Source organism: Acinetobacter lactucae (assembly GCF_013122135.1).
GTDB classification, from domain to species: domain Bacteria; phylum Pseudomonadota; class Gammaproteobacteria; order Pseudomonadales; family Moraxellaceae; genus Acinetobacter; species Acinetobacter lactucae.
In genome coordinates this window covers 2,328,293-2,342,777 of sequence record NZ_CP053391.1, presented here as the reverse complement: position 1 = coordinate 2,342,777, position 14,485 = coordinate 2,328,293, and the positions used below count along the sequence as shown (strand labels likewise).

The following is a 14,485-nucleotide window of genomic DNA, read 5'->3' as shown; positions in this document are numbered from 1 at the left end:
AATTCCAACTCTAATTTTGAGCTGGAATTGAAACAGTAACTCTTTATCGCATTCCAAATCCTGACAATATGCCTGTGTAGTTCTTTACAGGAGGTGAAGCCCAATCGCCAATTTTGCTGGTTTTTAAATTTAACTGAACTAACATTTCAGCTTGTTTAACTGCTGCTGCAACGCCGTCAATAACAATCACTCCCAACTCGTTTTGTAGTTTTACACACAAATCACTCATGCCTGCACAGCCTAAAACAATCGCATCGCTTTTATCTTCTGCGAGCGCTTTTTTGCACTCATCTCGTATGGTCCTATAAGCGTCTGAGTCAGGAAGCTCCAACTCTTCAACTGCGATATCACAAGCTCGAACATTTTTACAAAATGGTGTAGCCCCATAGCGATGGGCCAAATGCCAGCTCATGTTCACTGTGCGTTGTAAGGTTGTGACTACACTAAAACCAGTACTAACGTAACTTGCAGTTCGCATAGCTGCTTCGGCAATCCCAATCACAGGTGCTGAAGTCATTTCACGTGCAGCATAAAGCGCAGGATCACCAAAACAGGCAATAATATAGGCCTCTACATTTAGCTGTTTACCTTGGCGAATTTCTTCTAAGACACCTACGGCACTTAGGGCTTCATCATAATAACTTTCAATTGTTGCAGGACCCATTTGAGGACTCACCGCAATAATTTGAGTATCAGAATTTGCGACTATCTTTGCTGATGCAGCAATTTTGTCAGTCATACTTTGGGTGGTATTAGGATTAATAATTTTAATTTTCATTGTACTTTTGCCTTAGTCAGTACCGATTTAGCATGAGCAAGCGGTTGGTTAAGAAATCGGTAAATGACAAAACCAAATCCCATACCGATAAACCATGTGAAATTAGCCAGTCCAGACAGTTGTGGTAAAAGCACACATAGAATAGGAATTAATGAAGCTGGAATTAAGGCATAAAAGGCAGAGTGGTTATAACCATTTTTGTACCAATACGAGCCTTGAGTATCTAAAGTATATAAATCGTCCACCACGATTTTCTGCTTTTTAACGAGGTAAAAATCGGCGAGCAAGACACCAAAAAGTGGACCAATAAATGCACCTAAAATATCAATGGTGTAATGGATCACTTGAGGGTTATTAAACAAATTCCATGGGGTAATGAAAATTGAACCAACTGCTGCAATCATTCCACCCATGCGCCAGCTAATTTTGTTCGGTGAAACATTAGAAAAATCAAAGGCAGGTGATACAAAGTTAGCGACAATATTAATCCCGATGGTGGCAATCATTAAGGTCAAACTACCTAAAATGACTACAAAGGTATTATCCAGTTTTCCAACCATCTCGACAGGGTCGGTAATGAGCTTGCCGTAGACTGGAAGTGTTGCCGCAATACACACCACAGTAAGTAAAGAAAAGCCTAAGAAGTTAATCGGTAGTCCAAGAAAGTTCCCCATTTTAATCGCGTTAAAGCTTTTACCATAACGAGAGAAGTCGCCAAAATTCAGCATCGGCCCTGAAAAATATGAGACAACAAGCGCAATAGCACCAATCATGACAGGTACAACTGCAAAACCGTCATATTGAACACCGCTTAGGTTTAAATCAATATTCTGCCAGCCAGCTTTCCAGATCAGCCAGACTGCCATCGCAAACATTACGATGTAGACAGCCGGACCCGCCCAGTCAATGAACTTACGAATACTGTCCATGCCAGACCAAAAAACAATCGCTTGTAGTAGCCAAAGCAGCATGAAGCCAACCCATCCTAAATAGGAAAGCCCAAGAAAGCCATAAGTTGAAACATCAGCATAGGCTGACCATTCTGGAAAGAACTTTAAAATGACCAATAAGAATGCACTTGATGCTAAATAGGTTTGAATGCCATACCATGCGACAGCAATAAGCCCACGAATAACAGCAGGAATATTTGCACCAAGCACACCGAAGGTTGCGCGGCAAATAACAGGATAGGGTGTGCCAGTTTGCTGGCTAGACTTGGCAATGAGGTTTGTAAAAAACTGAACTATGGCGATGCCGATGAGTAAAGATAAAAGTACCTGCCAGCTATTTAGCCCAAGTGCAAAAAGGCTCCCAGCCATGACATAACCGCCGACACTATGAACATCAGACATCCAGAAAGCAAAAATATTATAAGCGCCCCATGTTTGCTTTTTTAAAGGAGCTAAGTCTTGATTTGTCAGTTTTGCATCATAAGAAGGTTTAATTATTGCTTCGGTATTATTCATCTTGAACTCTCACTTCCTTAAGATGGAGGTACTTTCAGCAGCATTGTTGTTCTGTCTAAAAGAATGAAGTTAAAATTGTGCGCAATGTAATATTTAGATTGTGCACAATTTTAATTGAGCAAAAGTTATGCCAAATTTAGGAAATAGCGCCCATTAGTTATTTAAACTGGTATGAATTTTGGATATGAAGAGACAGATTTATAAAAGGAGAAGTGCTTAATTTTTTATAAAAAGTAAATAAATTTAGGTGTATAAGTAGATATTTAGGGATCTAATATTAAATTGTTCTGTTCAATATGAGTGTTGTGGAAATGAGAGAAATATTTCCAAATGCTTAAGTTAAACTTACACTATTGTCATTAGATAAAGTTTTAAAAAGAGGAGGCATCAATAAAAATGGAGAAATCAATGCCATCAAATGCACCAAAAAAAGCCGTAGAAATGAGCAATGATGAAATTGATGACCATATATATAACGCTATTGTAGATGCTATTTTAAATCGACAACTCGCACCTGGCGCACGTTTAGTTGAAGCACCTTTGTGTGAAGCATTCGGTGTAACGCGGGGAGTGTTAAGACGTGTTTTCGTAAAACTTGCACATGATAAGGTCATCGAAATTCAGCCCAATCGTGGAGCACTCATCGCAAAACATAGTGCTCATGAAACAAAAGAGGTCTTTGAAGCACGCAGCATGCTTGAAATCGCCACTGTAAAAAAGCTAGCTCAAAAGTCACATAGCCTAGATTTTAGTGAGCTTCGAGGCTTAGTAGATCAAGAGTCGCATGAGCGTTTAGCTGGTAATTGGGCTGAGTGGATTAAGCTATCAGGGCAATTTCATTTAAAGCTGATTGAAGCAAATCAGAATTCGATCATGACCAGTTATTTGCAGACACTAATTGCGCGAACTTCGTTATTAATTGGGTTATATGAAATTCCAAAACATAATAATTGTTCAGCAGATGAACACCGTGCGATTTTAGATGCCATTGAGCAAGGAAATGAAAAATTAGCTACTCAATTGATGGAAGAGCATTTAGAACACTACGCGACGACATTTATTGAAGAAAATAGTACAGCGTCAGCAGAACAAAACTTATTAAATTTATTTAAAAATAAGAAGATTGAAACCATTCAAACTAACTAAAAAATAATGGGCCAATTCTTCTGGAAAAGGCCCAGTCCCTTTATTTTATAGGAACGATTTGTTGCGTCAGAAAATCAATAAATAGTTTTACTTTCTTCGATAGAATTTTACGGTTTGGCCATGTCACATATAAGTGAATGGGTTGACTGGTGTAGTCCTCCAAACACTTCTGTAATTTGCCTTCTTTGTAGTAAGGTTCTGCAATAAACTCTGGAAGAAAAACAATACCGTGGTCTTTTAGGCACATATCTAATAATAATTCACCATTGTTACAGGTCATTACTGGGAAGCAATTAAACGACACTTCTTTTTGATCTTTCTGGAAAATCAACTTTTTATGCCGACTATCTTGATAGTAAATCAGAAACTTATGTTCTTTAAGTTCTTCTAACGAATCCGGTAATCCATGCTGATGAAAATACTCAGGTGTTGCATATAAATAGCGTTGATAGGTATTTAATATTTTACTATTTGCCAAATTTGGAGGAGAACCATCGACACGAATAGTTAAATCAAATTTATTGTTATTCATGTCTAATAGTTGATCTGTCATGAACAAATCAATTTTTATGCTGGGATATTTTTCAATAAAGTCTGAAATGATATTTTGAAGAAAAATATTGCTAAAAGACATTGGCGTATTGAGCTTGAGTTCACCTTCAGGATATTGCTGGTTATAGCTAATTTCATAGGCAGCCCATTCGAACTCACTTAAAATGACTTTACTATGCTGATAAAACTTTTCCCCACAAGAGGTGAGGTTCATCTGTCTGGTAGTGCGGGTTAATAGTGTGGTTTTTAGGTCATTTTCGAGGTAGCAAACACGTTTGGCCACTAAGTCACGAGAGATATCGAGTGCTCTGGCTGCGCTACTAAAATTCCCATGTTCTACGACACTTACAAAAGTGGAAATACAGTCTAATCGATCCATGGATAACTAAAAGTTAAAAAATATATATCCATGATTAAACTATAAAAATTAAAAAGCAATCATTGTTTTTATTGTATCCATACAGGATACAGATTCGTGCTGATTTGCTGTCTATGCCTTTACATTTTTATCTGTTTTGATAGTGACCAGTAAGCAATTTAAATGCATTACTCATAAGGAATAACGGAGTTTACCCATGAATAAGTCACTTTTAGAACAGCTTTCACCAACGAATTGTCAGATTATTTTTATTGATCATCAGCCACAAATGGCTTTTGGGGTACAGTCAATAGATCGCCAAGTATTAAAGAATAATACGGTAGGATTAGCCAAAGCAGCTAAAACATTTAATATTCCTGTCACCATTACGACGGTTGAAACAGAAAGCTTCTCTGGACATACCTATCCAGAACTTTTAGATGTATTTCCGGATGCTCCTTTACTAGAACGTACTTCAATGAATTCATGGGATGATCAAAAGGTACGTGATTCGCTTGCAAAAAATAATCGTAAAAAAGTGATTGTTTCAGGTCTATGGACTGAAGTGTGCAATAACACCTTTGCTTTTGGTGCCATGCTTGAAGGGGAGTATGAAATCTATATGGTTGCAGATGCTTCTGGTGGTACATCGAAAGAAGCACATGACTATGCCATGCAACGTATGATCCAAGCGGGTGTGGTTCCTGTAACTTGGCAACAAGTACTACTTGAATGGCAGCGCGATTGGGCACATCGTGATACGTATGATGCAGTTATGGCAATTGTACGTGAGCATTCTGGTGCTTACGGCATGGGCGTTGATTATGCCTATACGATGGTACATAAGGCACCTGAGCGTACGACATCAAAACATGAAGTACTTGCACCAGTTTCTGCAAAATAAAACAGAACTGATTTAGGTAAAGGCATGTCTAGTATTCAATATTTAAGTGATATTAATACAGATATGCCTTTATTTTTTAGAACGATAATTCACAAGAATGGAGTTCAGAATGACCGAAATAAACCTCATACTTAAAAACGGTAAAATCACCACACTAGATCCTAAAAATCCAGAAGTACAAGCAATTGCGATTGCAGATGGCAAAATTGTACGCACAGGCACAAATGATGAAATCATGAAGCTGGCAGCAGCAACCAGCAAAGTTGTAGACTTAAATGGCCGTCGCGTTATACCGGGACTAAATGACAGTCATCTGCACATTATTCGTGGCGGTCTAAATTATAATATGGAGCTGCGCTGGGAAGGTGTACCATCCGTTGCAGATGCACTACGCTTACTTAAAGAGCAAGCAGATAATACGCCAGCTCCACAATGGGTCCGTGTAGTAGGCGGTTGGACTGAGTTTCAATTTGCCGAAAAGCGTTTACCGACTTTAGAAGAAATTAATAAAGCTGCGCCAGATACTCCTGTCTTTGTTTTGCATTTATACGCCAGCGCGTTGTTGAATCGAGCTGCCCTTGATGTATTAGGCTTTAACAAAGATACACCTGACCCACCTGGCGGCAAAATTGTACGAAATGAAAAAGGTGAGCCAACAGGACTGTTGCTCGCAACGCCATCTGCTATGATTTTGTATTCGACCTTAGGTAAAGCGCCGAAATTGCCGGTTGAAGATCAAGTTAATTCAACTCGTCACTTCATGCGTGAATTAAACCGATTAGGCATTACTTCCGCAATTGATGCGGGCGGTGGTGGTCAAAACTATCCTGAAGATTATGATGTGATTAAGCAATTACACGATCAAAATCAAATGACGGTGCGAATTGCTTATAACCTATTTGCTCAGAAGGCAGGCCAAGAGCTTGATGATTATCGCCGTTGGACAGAAATGACATTTCCGGGCGATGGTGATGAGCTATTTAGAATGAATGGAGCAGGTGAGAATCTGACTTGGTCAGCGGGGGATTTCGAAGATTTCTATGAGCCACGTCCAGATTTACCCGAAAAGATGGAAGGTGAACTCGAAGCCATTGTAGAACATTTGGCTGAAAAGAAATGGCCATTTCGTATTCATGCAACCTATGATGAAAGTATTAATCGTTTACTCAATGTATTTGAGCGCGTCAATTCAAAACAGCCATTTGCCACTCGATTTATTATTGACCATGCCGAAACTGTATCTGAGCGTAATATCGAACGTATTGGTGCGTTGGGTGGTGGTATTGCCATTCAACACCGTATGGCATATCAAGGTGAGATTTTCGTAAAACGCTATGGTGCCGAGGCTGCTCAAGCAACACCACCAGTCAAGAAAATGTTAGAGCTCGGTGTTCCTGTCGGTGCGGGAACAGATGCGACTCGAGTTGCATCCTATAACCCTTGGGTGTGTTTGTACTGGCTAAGTACTGGTAAAACAGTCGGTGGTTTACCGCTCTATGATGAAAAAAATCTATTAGACCGTCAGACAGCACTTAAACTCTGGACTAAAGGTTCGGCTTGGTTCTCAGGTGAAAAAGATGTCAAAGGTTCACTCACAGCAGGGGAACTTGCCGACTTAGTTGTATTGTCAGATGACTACTTTAAAGTTGAAGCAGAAGATATCCAATGGATTGAGTCTGTACTGACCATTTTGGGTGGAAAAGTAGTATATGCAGGGGCAGAGTTTAAGCAAGACGATCCGCCGTTACCGCCAGCATCACCAACATGGTCGCCAGTAAAACGCTTCGGTGGTCAGTGGCGCTTATCTGAAAATCGTAATGCTCCTTCCAATCAGTCATTACAGTCACAAAGTGCATTGTGTGCATGTGCTAGCAGCTGTGGCATGCATGGACATAGCCACGCGTGGATGCTTGATGTTCCAGTAAATGATAAGGACAAAACATCTTTCTGGGGTGCACTCGGGTGCTCGTGTTTTGCATTTTAAATAAAACAGTATGGGAGTCTGTCTCGTTAAATGGCTTGATTTTTTAAGGTATGTACGATGAAAATGTACTTGTTATCTTTGGCTGTAGGGCTACTTGTTGGTGTCTTATATTATGTTTTAAATGTTAAGTCACCAGCTCCACCTCTTGTTGCATTAGTCGGTTTATTGGGCATGGTGATAGGAGAGCAACTTCTTCCTTTTATTAAGTCTTATTTTTAACCCGGTTCACTCAAAAAAGCTAAATGGTGTTACGCCATTTAGCTTTTTATATTAATAAGTATCTTTAATTACTTTATACGACGACCTTGCTCATCAATGATTACTTCACCATCTTCTTTTGCGAAATAGCCTAAGTTTTGTGAATCTAAAATGTCTAATACAACCTCAGAAGGGCGGCAAAGGCGTGTGCCTTTGGATGTAACCACAAATGGGCGATTAATTAAAATTGGGTACTGAACCATAAAATCAATTAACTGTTCGTCGGTCCAATGGTCTTGTTCAAGTTCTAAATCTTTATAGGGATCAACATTTTTACGGATTGCTTCACGTACAGTTAGGTTTGAATCCTTAATGAGTTGGATCAGTTCATCTTTACTAGGGGGTGTTTTTAAATATTCAATCACTATAGGCTCAAAGCCCGCATGACGAATGAGTGCCAATGTATTGCGTGATGTGCCACATGTAGGGTTATGATAAATCTTCACTAGTTCCGCCATGATAATTATTCATTGAATTAAGATATTGCATTTATATATGGATATCCGTATATTTGCAATAACGAATATGATTGGCTGCACATATGATCACTCAAGTCGATTTCTTTAAATGTCTTTCGGATCAAACTCGGTTAAACATTCTTAAGTTAGTTCTGAGCAAACAAAATATCTGTGTCTGCGAGCTAACTGAACAGCTTGAGTTGAGCCAACCAAAAATTTCCCGACATTTAGCCCTATTACGGACCCATGGCATCCTTCTTGATTCGAGACAGGGGCAATGGGTGTATTACAGCGTTAATCCTGAACTGCCGATCTGGGCAATCAATATTTTGAATATTTTGGCGCAGCAAGATGACGATGCAATGAAATCATTGTCTTGTCAGCTAGGATCTATTTCTACCTTTTGTGAGTAAAGATCATGAAATTTCTATTTCTATGTACGGGTAATAGTTGCCGTAGTATTTTGTCAGAAGTTTTATTTAATAGCCGCGCACCAGAAGGGTGGAAAGCTTATAGTGCTGGTAGCAAACCTTCTGGTCAGGTACATCCGCTAACGATTGAAACACTTGAAAATTTAGGTTTATCTACAGATGGTTTATGGAGTAAAACGATTGATGATTGCGAGCAGTATCAACCAGATGTAGTGATTACTGTTTGTGACTCAGCAGCGCAAGAAGCATGCCCATTGTATTTAGGGGGCGCAATTAAAGCACATTGGGGCTTAAGTGACCCGTCACATCTCGACTTACCAAAAGAAGAAAAACTCAAAGCGTTCCAAGAGACTGTCAATCATATTAACCGCCGTTTAGACGCTTTATTTGCATTAGATGTTGCACATTTGAGCCGTTCGCAACTTATTAATGAAATTAACCAAATCTCGCATATTGATTAAAGAGAATGACATGGCCAAATCTAAGCTATCATTTTTAGATAGAAACCTAACGCTATGGATTTTTATTGCTATGGCTTTAGGTGTAGCCATTGGTGTTTTCTTTCCTCAAGCATCAGTGTCTTTAAATCAGCTCAGTGTAGATAACGTTAATATTCCAATTGCGATTGGTTTAATTTTAATGATGTATCCGCCTTTGGCAAAAGTAGACTATGCAGCTTTGCCAGAAGTGTTTAAAGATAAGAAAACCCTAACTTTATCGTTGGTACAGAACTGGATTATTGCTCCAGTCTTAATGTTTATTCTTGCGATTATTTTTTTACATAGCTATCCAGAATATATGACGGGTCTCATTCTAATTGGGTTAGCACGTTGTATTGCTATGGTTTTAGTCTGGAATGGTTTAGCATGTGGCGATAACCAATACGTAGCTGCTCTAGTGGCCTTTAATAGTATTTTCCAGATTTTATTCTTTAGTACTTATGCATGGCTATTTCTAACCTTTTTGCCACCATACTTTGGTGTGGCTGGACAAGTAATTAATGTCGATTTTTGGACCATTACCCATGCGGTATTGGTGTATTTGGGTATCCCATTTTTAATGGGTTTCTTAACACGTTTGGTTTTAGTTAAATCAAAAGGTTTGGACTGGTATCAAACTAAGTTTTTACCAAAAATTAGCCCGTTAAGTCTAATCGCCTTACTCTTTACTATTGTCGCGATGTTTAGTTTAAAAGGTGGCGATGTGGTGAGTTTACCTCTAGATGTATTGCTGATTGCTGTCCCACTGACGATTTACTTTGTGGTGATGTTCTTTATCAGCTTCTTTATGAGTAAACAGATGGGGAATAACTACCCACGTACTACTGCCATTTCATTTACCGCAGCGGGTAATAATTTTGAGCTCGCTTTAGCGGTTGCCATTGCCACATTTGGTTTAGCTTCTCCGGTTGCTTTTACTACAGTGATTGGACCATTGGTTGAAGTACCTGTACTTATTTCACTCGTTTCAGTTTCACTTTGGTTAAAGAAAAAGTATTTCTCACATGAACAGTTCTAATAATGATTTAGCAAATGTAGAGCTCAACCTTTTGGCTAAGCCTACATTTGAACAAATCCAAGCACAGCAGCTTGAACATCCACCCCGTATTTTATTGTTATATGGTTCTAACCGTGAACGCTCTTATAGCCGTTTTGCTGTGCTAACTGCTGGGCGTATCCTTGAATACCTAGGTGCCGAAGTCAAAATTTTTCACCCTAAAGGTTTGCCTTTACCCGAAGATGCAGCAACTGATCATCCAAAAGTACAAGAGTTACATGAACTTTTGGCTTGGTCAGAAGGTATGGTGTGGTGTTCGCCTGAACGTCATGGGGCGATGAGTTCAATTTTAAAAGCTCAAATTGATTGGATTCCTTTAGCTGGTGGAGCAATACGTGCAACACAAGGTAAAACCTTAGCGGTTATGCAAGTCAGCGGTGGTTCACAGTCTTTTAATGCTGTGAATCAAATGCGTATTTTAGGACGTTGGATGCGCATGATTACTATCCCGAATCAGTCTTCAGTTGCTAAAGCTTTTTTAGAGTTTGAAGAAGATGGCAGTATGAAACCATCCTCTTACTATGATCGAATCGTTGATGTTATGGAGGAGTTGTATAAGTTCACGTTATTAACACGTGGGCAAAAACAGTATCTGACTGATCGCTATTCGGAGCGGAAAGAATCGGCAGAAGAACTATCAAAACGAGTAAATCAAAAATAAACAGTTTCATCCCAAAAAGTGTTCTAGTTAGGGCACTTTTTATTGAGTATTTTTTGAGATTAAATCATTGTCGGTAATAGTTTCTGTAATAATTCAATAAAGTTTGCCACTTTGGCTGAATTTTCATTTTCTCTTGTAATTAAGTAAAGAGGCGCATTCAGTTTTATTGAATCATCAAACTCGCGGTATACAATTTCATGTTCCCAAAAATTATGCATTGAGGCTGGCACAATCGTTATACCAATTCCAGCAGCGACTAAATTTAATGTAGCGGTAGGTCGAGGCGCTTCTTGAATAATGCGTGGACTAAAACCTGCCTGATAGCAGCTATATAAAATATTGTCGTATAAACCTTGTCCTGAAGAACGACGGTATAAAACAAAATTTTCATCTGACAAGTCATTTGAGCTAATTTTTTCTTTTTGTGTAAGTGGATGGCCTATAGGCAATGCTGCCATCATTGGTTCATCTAATATATGAAGATGTTTTAACCCAATATCACGGCTGATCGGTGCTCTTAAAAAAGCAATATCAAGTTTCTCTGAAATTAATCGATCTAATTGTTTTTGGCTGCCTGCTTCTTCAAGTTTGGTTTGTACCTTTGGATATATTTCTCGATATGAGCGTAATACGAGTGAAATAAGCGGATGCAAACCTGCGGAACTTGTAAAACCAATATTAAGTTGTCCCGTTTTACCTTGGCTAACATCTTGGACTAATTTGGGAATATGTCTGGCATGCTCTAGTAAAATTTGTGCTTCTTTAAATAATGCTAAGCCTGCTTCTGTAGGCTCAATACCACGCGGTTGACGAATAAGTAATTGAGTACTGAGTTCTTCTTCGAGTTTTTTAAGTAAACGCGTTAGAGGCGGCTGTTGAATAAACAATCGGTTTGCGGCATGCGTAATATTCCTTTCTTCAACTACTACAACAAAGGCATGGAGCTTATGTAAATCGAGCATAGGAATACCTTTATGGTATGATTAATGAAAATAAAAGCATTTGTAGATATACCACAAAAGTATCATTCTATCTTGGTCAGATAAAGTGAAAAGTAACGAAAATGAACCATGTTGAGATTGCCGTGCAGAAGGAGAGTGTACCGACCTGCACAGAGTTATTTTTAGGTTTTTTAACATTAGGTTTAATTGGATTCGGTGGCGTGCTGCCTTTAGCCCGTAAAGTTATTGTAGAGCAGAGACAGTGGTTAAGCCCTGAAAAATTCACTGAGTTACTGGGTCTGTGTCAATTTTTACCGGGCGGCAATATTATTAATTTATCGGTTGCGATTGGCATGGAGTTTCGTGGTGTTCGTGGGGCAGTGAGTTCACTCATTGGTTTGATTCTTGCACCTACGATAATTGTTGTACTTTTACACTATGTCTATGAACAGTTCCAAGATAATTTAATGGTGAAGCATCTTTTTGAAGGGCTAGCTGCGGCGGCAGCGGGGCTGCTAGTTGCAACAGGTTTGAAAATGCTTAAGCCATTATTACGTAATCCATTAGCGATGTGTGTTGTCGTGGCGGCAATTGTCAGCATTGCTTTTCTAAAAATCTCTTTACTAGTGACGATGCTGATTTTGTTGGCATTTTATTCAGCTATCATTTGGAGACGTGTGTAATGGGTGCAGTTCTACTTACTTTAGCGATCATTTTTACTCAATTGTCTCTTATTGCATTTGGTGGCGGGAATACAATTTTGCCCGAAATGCAACGCCAAGTAGTTGATATTCATCATTGGATGACGGCACAAGAATTTAGTGCTCTGTTTGCTATGGCTCAAGCAGCACCCGGTCCAAACATGATGATTGTACCGTTGGTAGGGTGGCATGTAGCAGGGTTGTCAGGTCTACTTGTGACTTCTACCGCTAAATTTTTACCTTCATCTCTTATTACTGTATTTGTGATGAGAGGTTGGTCAAAATTTAAAGATAAGAAATGGCGCCGTGTTTTACAGCTTGCTTTACAACCTGTCACTGTGGGAACTGTACTTGCCAGTGCATGGATTATTTCCGAAGCAGCTGCCATAAATACTTTACTCATTATTATGGTGGTCATTGCAACTTTATTATCTTTAATTAAAAAAGTTCATCCCTTGCATGTACTGATTGCTGGGGCTGTATTTGGTGTGGTCTTACTCTAGTTTAACCAGTTTGCTGACCTGCGCTGGGATGAGTTCAGGTTGGCTTTTTTTAATAGACGTGAATAACAAAATCTAAAAAACCGATCAAATCTATAAAAACATACTGTTTCACCTATTTTATGTTTTAACGTACTATGCATCTATTGAAAGAATTTGGATGCATTGGAGTAAAAAACAGATGTTAGATCAAAACATTAAAACTCAATTAAAAGCTTACTTAGAACGTTTAGAAAGTCCAATCGAATTAGTTGCTGCTTTAGACGAATCAGATAAAGCTGCTCAAATTAAAGAGTTGGTGAGTGAAATCGCTGAGCTTTCTGACAAGGTGACTGCCCGTTTTGATGGCAACAATACACGTCGTCCAAGCTTTGGTGTGGCTAAAGCAGGTGAACAACCTCGTGTGTTCTTTGCAGGCTTACCGATGGGTCATGAGTTTACGTCTTTGATCTTGGCACTGTTACAGGTGTCTGGTTATGCACCTAAAGTTTCAGATGAAGTACTCAACCAGATTAAAGGTTTAAACCTCAAAGCAAACTTTGATGTGTTTGTATCACTCAGCTGTCATAACTGTCCGGATGTAGTACAGGCACTCAACTTGATTGCGATTTACAACCCGAACACCACAGCAACCATGATTGATGGTTCATTCTTCCAAGACGAAGTAGAACAACGCAAAATCATGGCTGTACCGATGGTATTCCAAGACAACGAGCACATTGGTCAAGGTCGTATGACCCTTGAAGAGATTGTGGCAAAACTTGACACTAACTCTGCTGAGAAAGATGCAGCAGCACTGAATGCCAAAGATGCCTTTGATGTATTGGTCATTGGTGGTGGGCCTGCAGGTGCAACAGCTGCGATCTATGCTGCTCGTAAAGGTATTAACACCGGTATCGTGGCTGAACGCTTTGGTGGTCAGGTGATGGACACCATGGATATTGAAAACTTCACCTCTGTGCAGAAAACTCAAGGTCCTAAGTTTGCTGCCGAAATGGAAGCCCATGTTCGTGAATACGATGTTGATATCATGAACTTGCAACGTGTCAGCAAAATCACAGGTGCCAACCAAACTGAAAACGGTCTGGTTGAAGTTGAACTTGAAAACGGTGCAAAACTTGAATCGAAAACTGTGATCCTTTCAACAGGTGCACGTTGGAGAGAAATGAATGTACCGGGTGAGCAAGAATACCGTACCCGTGGTGTTGCGTACTGCCCACACTGTGATGGCCCATTGTTCAAAGGTAAATGTGTTGCAGTGATTGGTGGTGGTAACTCAGGTGTAGAAGCTGCGATTGATCTTGCAGGGATTGTTGAGCATGTAACTTTAGTTGAGTTCGATACCAAACTTCGTGCTGACCAAGTGTTGCAAAACAAACTGCATAGCTTGCCAAACACCACTGTGATTATGAATGCGTTAAGTACAGAAGTGCTAGGTGATGGTTCACAAGTGACTGGACTTAAATATAAAGACCGTGCGACTGATGAAGAGCATGTGGTCGAGCTTGCAGGGATCTTTGTACAGATTGGTTTATTGCCAAACACTGACTTCTTGAAAGACAGTGAAGTTGAGTTAACCAACCGTGGTGAGATCATTGTCAATGACCGCAACGAAACCAATGTACAAGGTGTATTTGCGGCAGGTGACTGTACCACTGTACCTTACAAGCAAATCATTATTGCTACAGGTGAAGGCGCTAAAGCATCGCTCTCTGCGTTTGATTACATCATCCGTTCTGGGCAGTAAAATTTAATCCCAAAACGAAAGAGCCAAAGGATAACCTTTGGCT

At 39.5% G+C, this 14,485-nt stretch carries 16 protein-coding genes; 11 read left to right on the top strand and 5 right to left on the bottom strand.

Features of this window, described 5'->3' with window-relative positions:
* Window positions 1-43 precede the first annotated feature (43 nt).
* Together HLV59_RS10915 and HLV59_RS10910 are read right to left on the bottom strand one after the other, a co-directional pair.
* Window positions 44-778 (bottom strand): aspartate/glutamate racemase family protein, encoded by a 735-nt coding sequence (locus HLV59_RS10915; RefSeq protein WP_171429935.1) that lies wholly within the window; start codon window positions 776-778, stop codon window positions 44-46.
* Entirely contained in the window at window positions 775-2,244 is a 1,470-nt protein-coding gene (locus HLV59_RS10910) for an NCS1 family nucleobase:cation symporter-1 (RefSeq protein WP_171429934.1), read from the bottom strand. The genes HLV59_RS10915 and HLV59_RS10910 overlap by 4 nt, the downstream gene beginning before the upstream one ends.
* A 396-nt stretch (window positions 2,245-2,640) precedes the next feature.
* Here HLV59_RS10910 and HLV59_RS10905 point away from each other — a divergent pair, with 396 nt between their 5' ends.
* Window positions 2,641-3,390, top strand: coding sequence for a GntR family transcriptional regulator (locus HLV59_RS10905; RefSeq protein WP_163119255.1), 750 nt, complete (start codon window positions 2,641-2,643; stop codon window positions 3,388-3,390).
* 40 nt (window positions 3,391-3,430) lie between these two features.
* On the opposite strand, the gene HLV59_RS10900 is transcribed toward HLV59_RS10905, so the two are convergent.
* The gene (locus tag HLV59_RS10900) at window positions 3,431-4,321 is read right to left on the bottom strand and encodes a LysR family transcriptional regulator (protein ID WP_171429933.1); all 891 of its coding nucleotides are present in this window, start codon (window positions 4,319-4,321) and stop codon (window positions 3,431-3,433) included.
* 196 nt (window positions 4,322-4,517) lie between these two features.
* Here HLV59_RS10900 and HLV59_RS10895 point away from each other — a divergent pair, with 196 nt between their 5' ends.
* The 3 genes from HLV59_RS10895 to HLV59_RS10885 all read left to right on the top strand — a co-directional run bounded on the left by HLV59_RS10895 (window position 4,518) and on the right by HLV59_RS10885 (window position 7,407).
* Window positions 4,518-5,204 (top strand): hydrolase, encoded by a 687-nt coding sequence (locus tag HLV59_RS10895; RefSeq protein WP_171429932.1) that lies wholly within the window; start codon window positions 4,518-4,520, stop codon window positions 5,202-5,204.
* Between the two features lie 109 nt (window positions 5,205-5,313).
* A complete protein-coding gene (locus HLV59_RS10890) occupies window positions 5,314-7,188 on the top strand; it encodes an amidohydrolase (protein WP_087088987.1) in 1,875 nt (624 codons plus the stop codon).
* A 57-nt stretch (window positions 7,189-7,245) separates the two neighbouring features.
* The gene (locus HLV59_RS10885) at window positions 7,246-7,407 is read left to right on the top strand and encodes a DUF1427 family protein (RefSeq protein WP_000784879.1); all 162 of its coding nucleotides are present in this window, start codon (window positions 7,246-7,248) and stop codon (window positions 7,405-7,407) included.
* Between the two features lie 68 nt (window positions 7,408-7,475).
* Here HLV59_RS10885 and arsC read toward each other — a convergent pair whose 3' ends face one another.
* Window positions 7,476-7,904: an arsenate reductase (glutaredoxin) gene (gene arsC, locus HLV59_RS10880; RefSeq protein ID WP_171429931.1), complete on the bottom strand. Its 429-nt coding sequence runs from the start codon at window positions 7,902-7,904 to the stop codon at window positions 7,476-7,478.
* An 83-nt stretch (window positions 7,905-7,987) separates the two neighbouring features.
* Between arsC and HLV59_RS10875 the strand changes: the two genes are divergently transcribed.
* Genes HLV59_RS10875 through arsH form a run of 4 tightly spaced genes read left to right on the top strand, consistent with a single transcriptional unit; the run spans window position 7,988 to window position 10,553 of the window.
* Complete coding sequence (locus HLV59_RS10875) at window positions 7,988-8,317, top strand: metalloregulator ArsR/SmtB family transcription factor (protein ID WP_171429930.1); 330 nt, start codon at window positions 7,988-7,990, stop codon at window positions 8,315-8,317.
* Window positions 8,318-8,322: 5 nt separating this feature from the next.
* On the top strand, window positions 8,323-8,796 hold the full coding sequence (locus tag HLV59_RS10870; RefSeq protein WP_016144999.1) for an arsenate reductase ArsC: 474 nt from the start codon (window positions 8,323-8,325) through the stop codon (window positions 8,794-8,796).
* Window positions 8,797-8,806: 10 nt separating this feature from the next.
* Window positions 8,807-9,853, top strand: coding sequence for an ACR3 family arsenite efflux transporter (gene arsB, locus HLV59_RS10865; protein WP_171429929.1), 1,047 nt, complete (start codon window positions 8,807-8,809; stop codon window positions 9,851-9,853).
* The gene (arsH, locus tag HLV59_RS10860) at window positions 9,840-10,553 is read left to right on the top strand and encodes an arsenical resistance protein ArsH (protein WP_031948075.1); all 714 of its coding nucleotides are present in this window, start codon (window positions 9,840-9,842) and stop codon (window positions 10,551-10,553) included. The genes arsB and arsH overlap by 14 nt, the downstream gene beginning before the upstream one ends.
* Before the next feature lie 59 nt (window positions 10,554-10,612).
* Here the strand turns inward: arsH and HLV59_RS10855 are convergent, their stop codons facing one another.
* The gene (locus tag HLV59_RS10855) at window positions 10,613-11,515 is read right to left on the bottom strand and encodes a LysR family transcriptional regulator (RefSeq protein WP_171429928.1); all 903 of its coding nucleotides are present in this window, start codon (window positions 11,513-11,515) and stop codon (window positions 10,613-10,615) included.
* Window positions 11,516-11,616: 101 nt separating this feature from the next.
* On the opposite strand from HLV59_RS10855, the gene HLV59_RS10850 reads away from it, so the two are divergent.
* From HLV59_RS10850 to ahpF, 3 genes are all read left to right on the top strand, one after another.
* Entirely contained in the window at window positions 11,617-12,177 is a 561-nt protein-coding gene (locus HLV59_RS10850) for a chromate transporter (protein WP_081174242.1), read from the top strand.
* Window positions 12,177-12,698 carry a chromate transporter gene (locus HLV59_RS10845; RefSeq protein ID WP_000501457.1) on the top strand — a complete coding sequence of 174 codons (522 nt, stop codon included), beginning with the start codon at window positions 12,177-12,179 and terminating at the stop codon, window positions 12,696-12,698. The genes HLV59_RS10850 and HLV59_RS10845 overlap by 1 nt, the downstream gene beginning before the upstream one ends.
* 178 nt (window positions 12,699-12,876) lie before the next feature.
* Window positions 12,877-14,442: an alkyl hydroperoxide reductase subunit F gene (gene ahpF / locus HLV59_RS10840; protein WP_171429927.1), complete on the top strand. Its 1,566-nt coding sequence runs from the start codon at window positions 12,877-12,879 to the stop codon at window positions 14,440-14,442.
* Window positions 14,443-14,485: the final 43 nt, after the last annotated feature.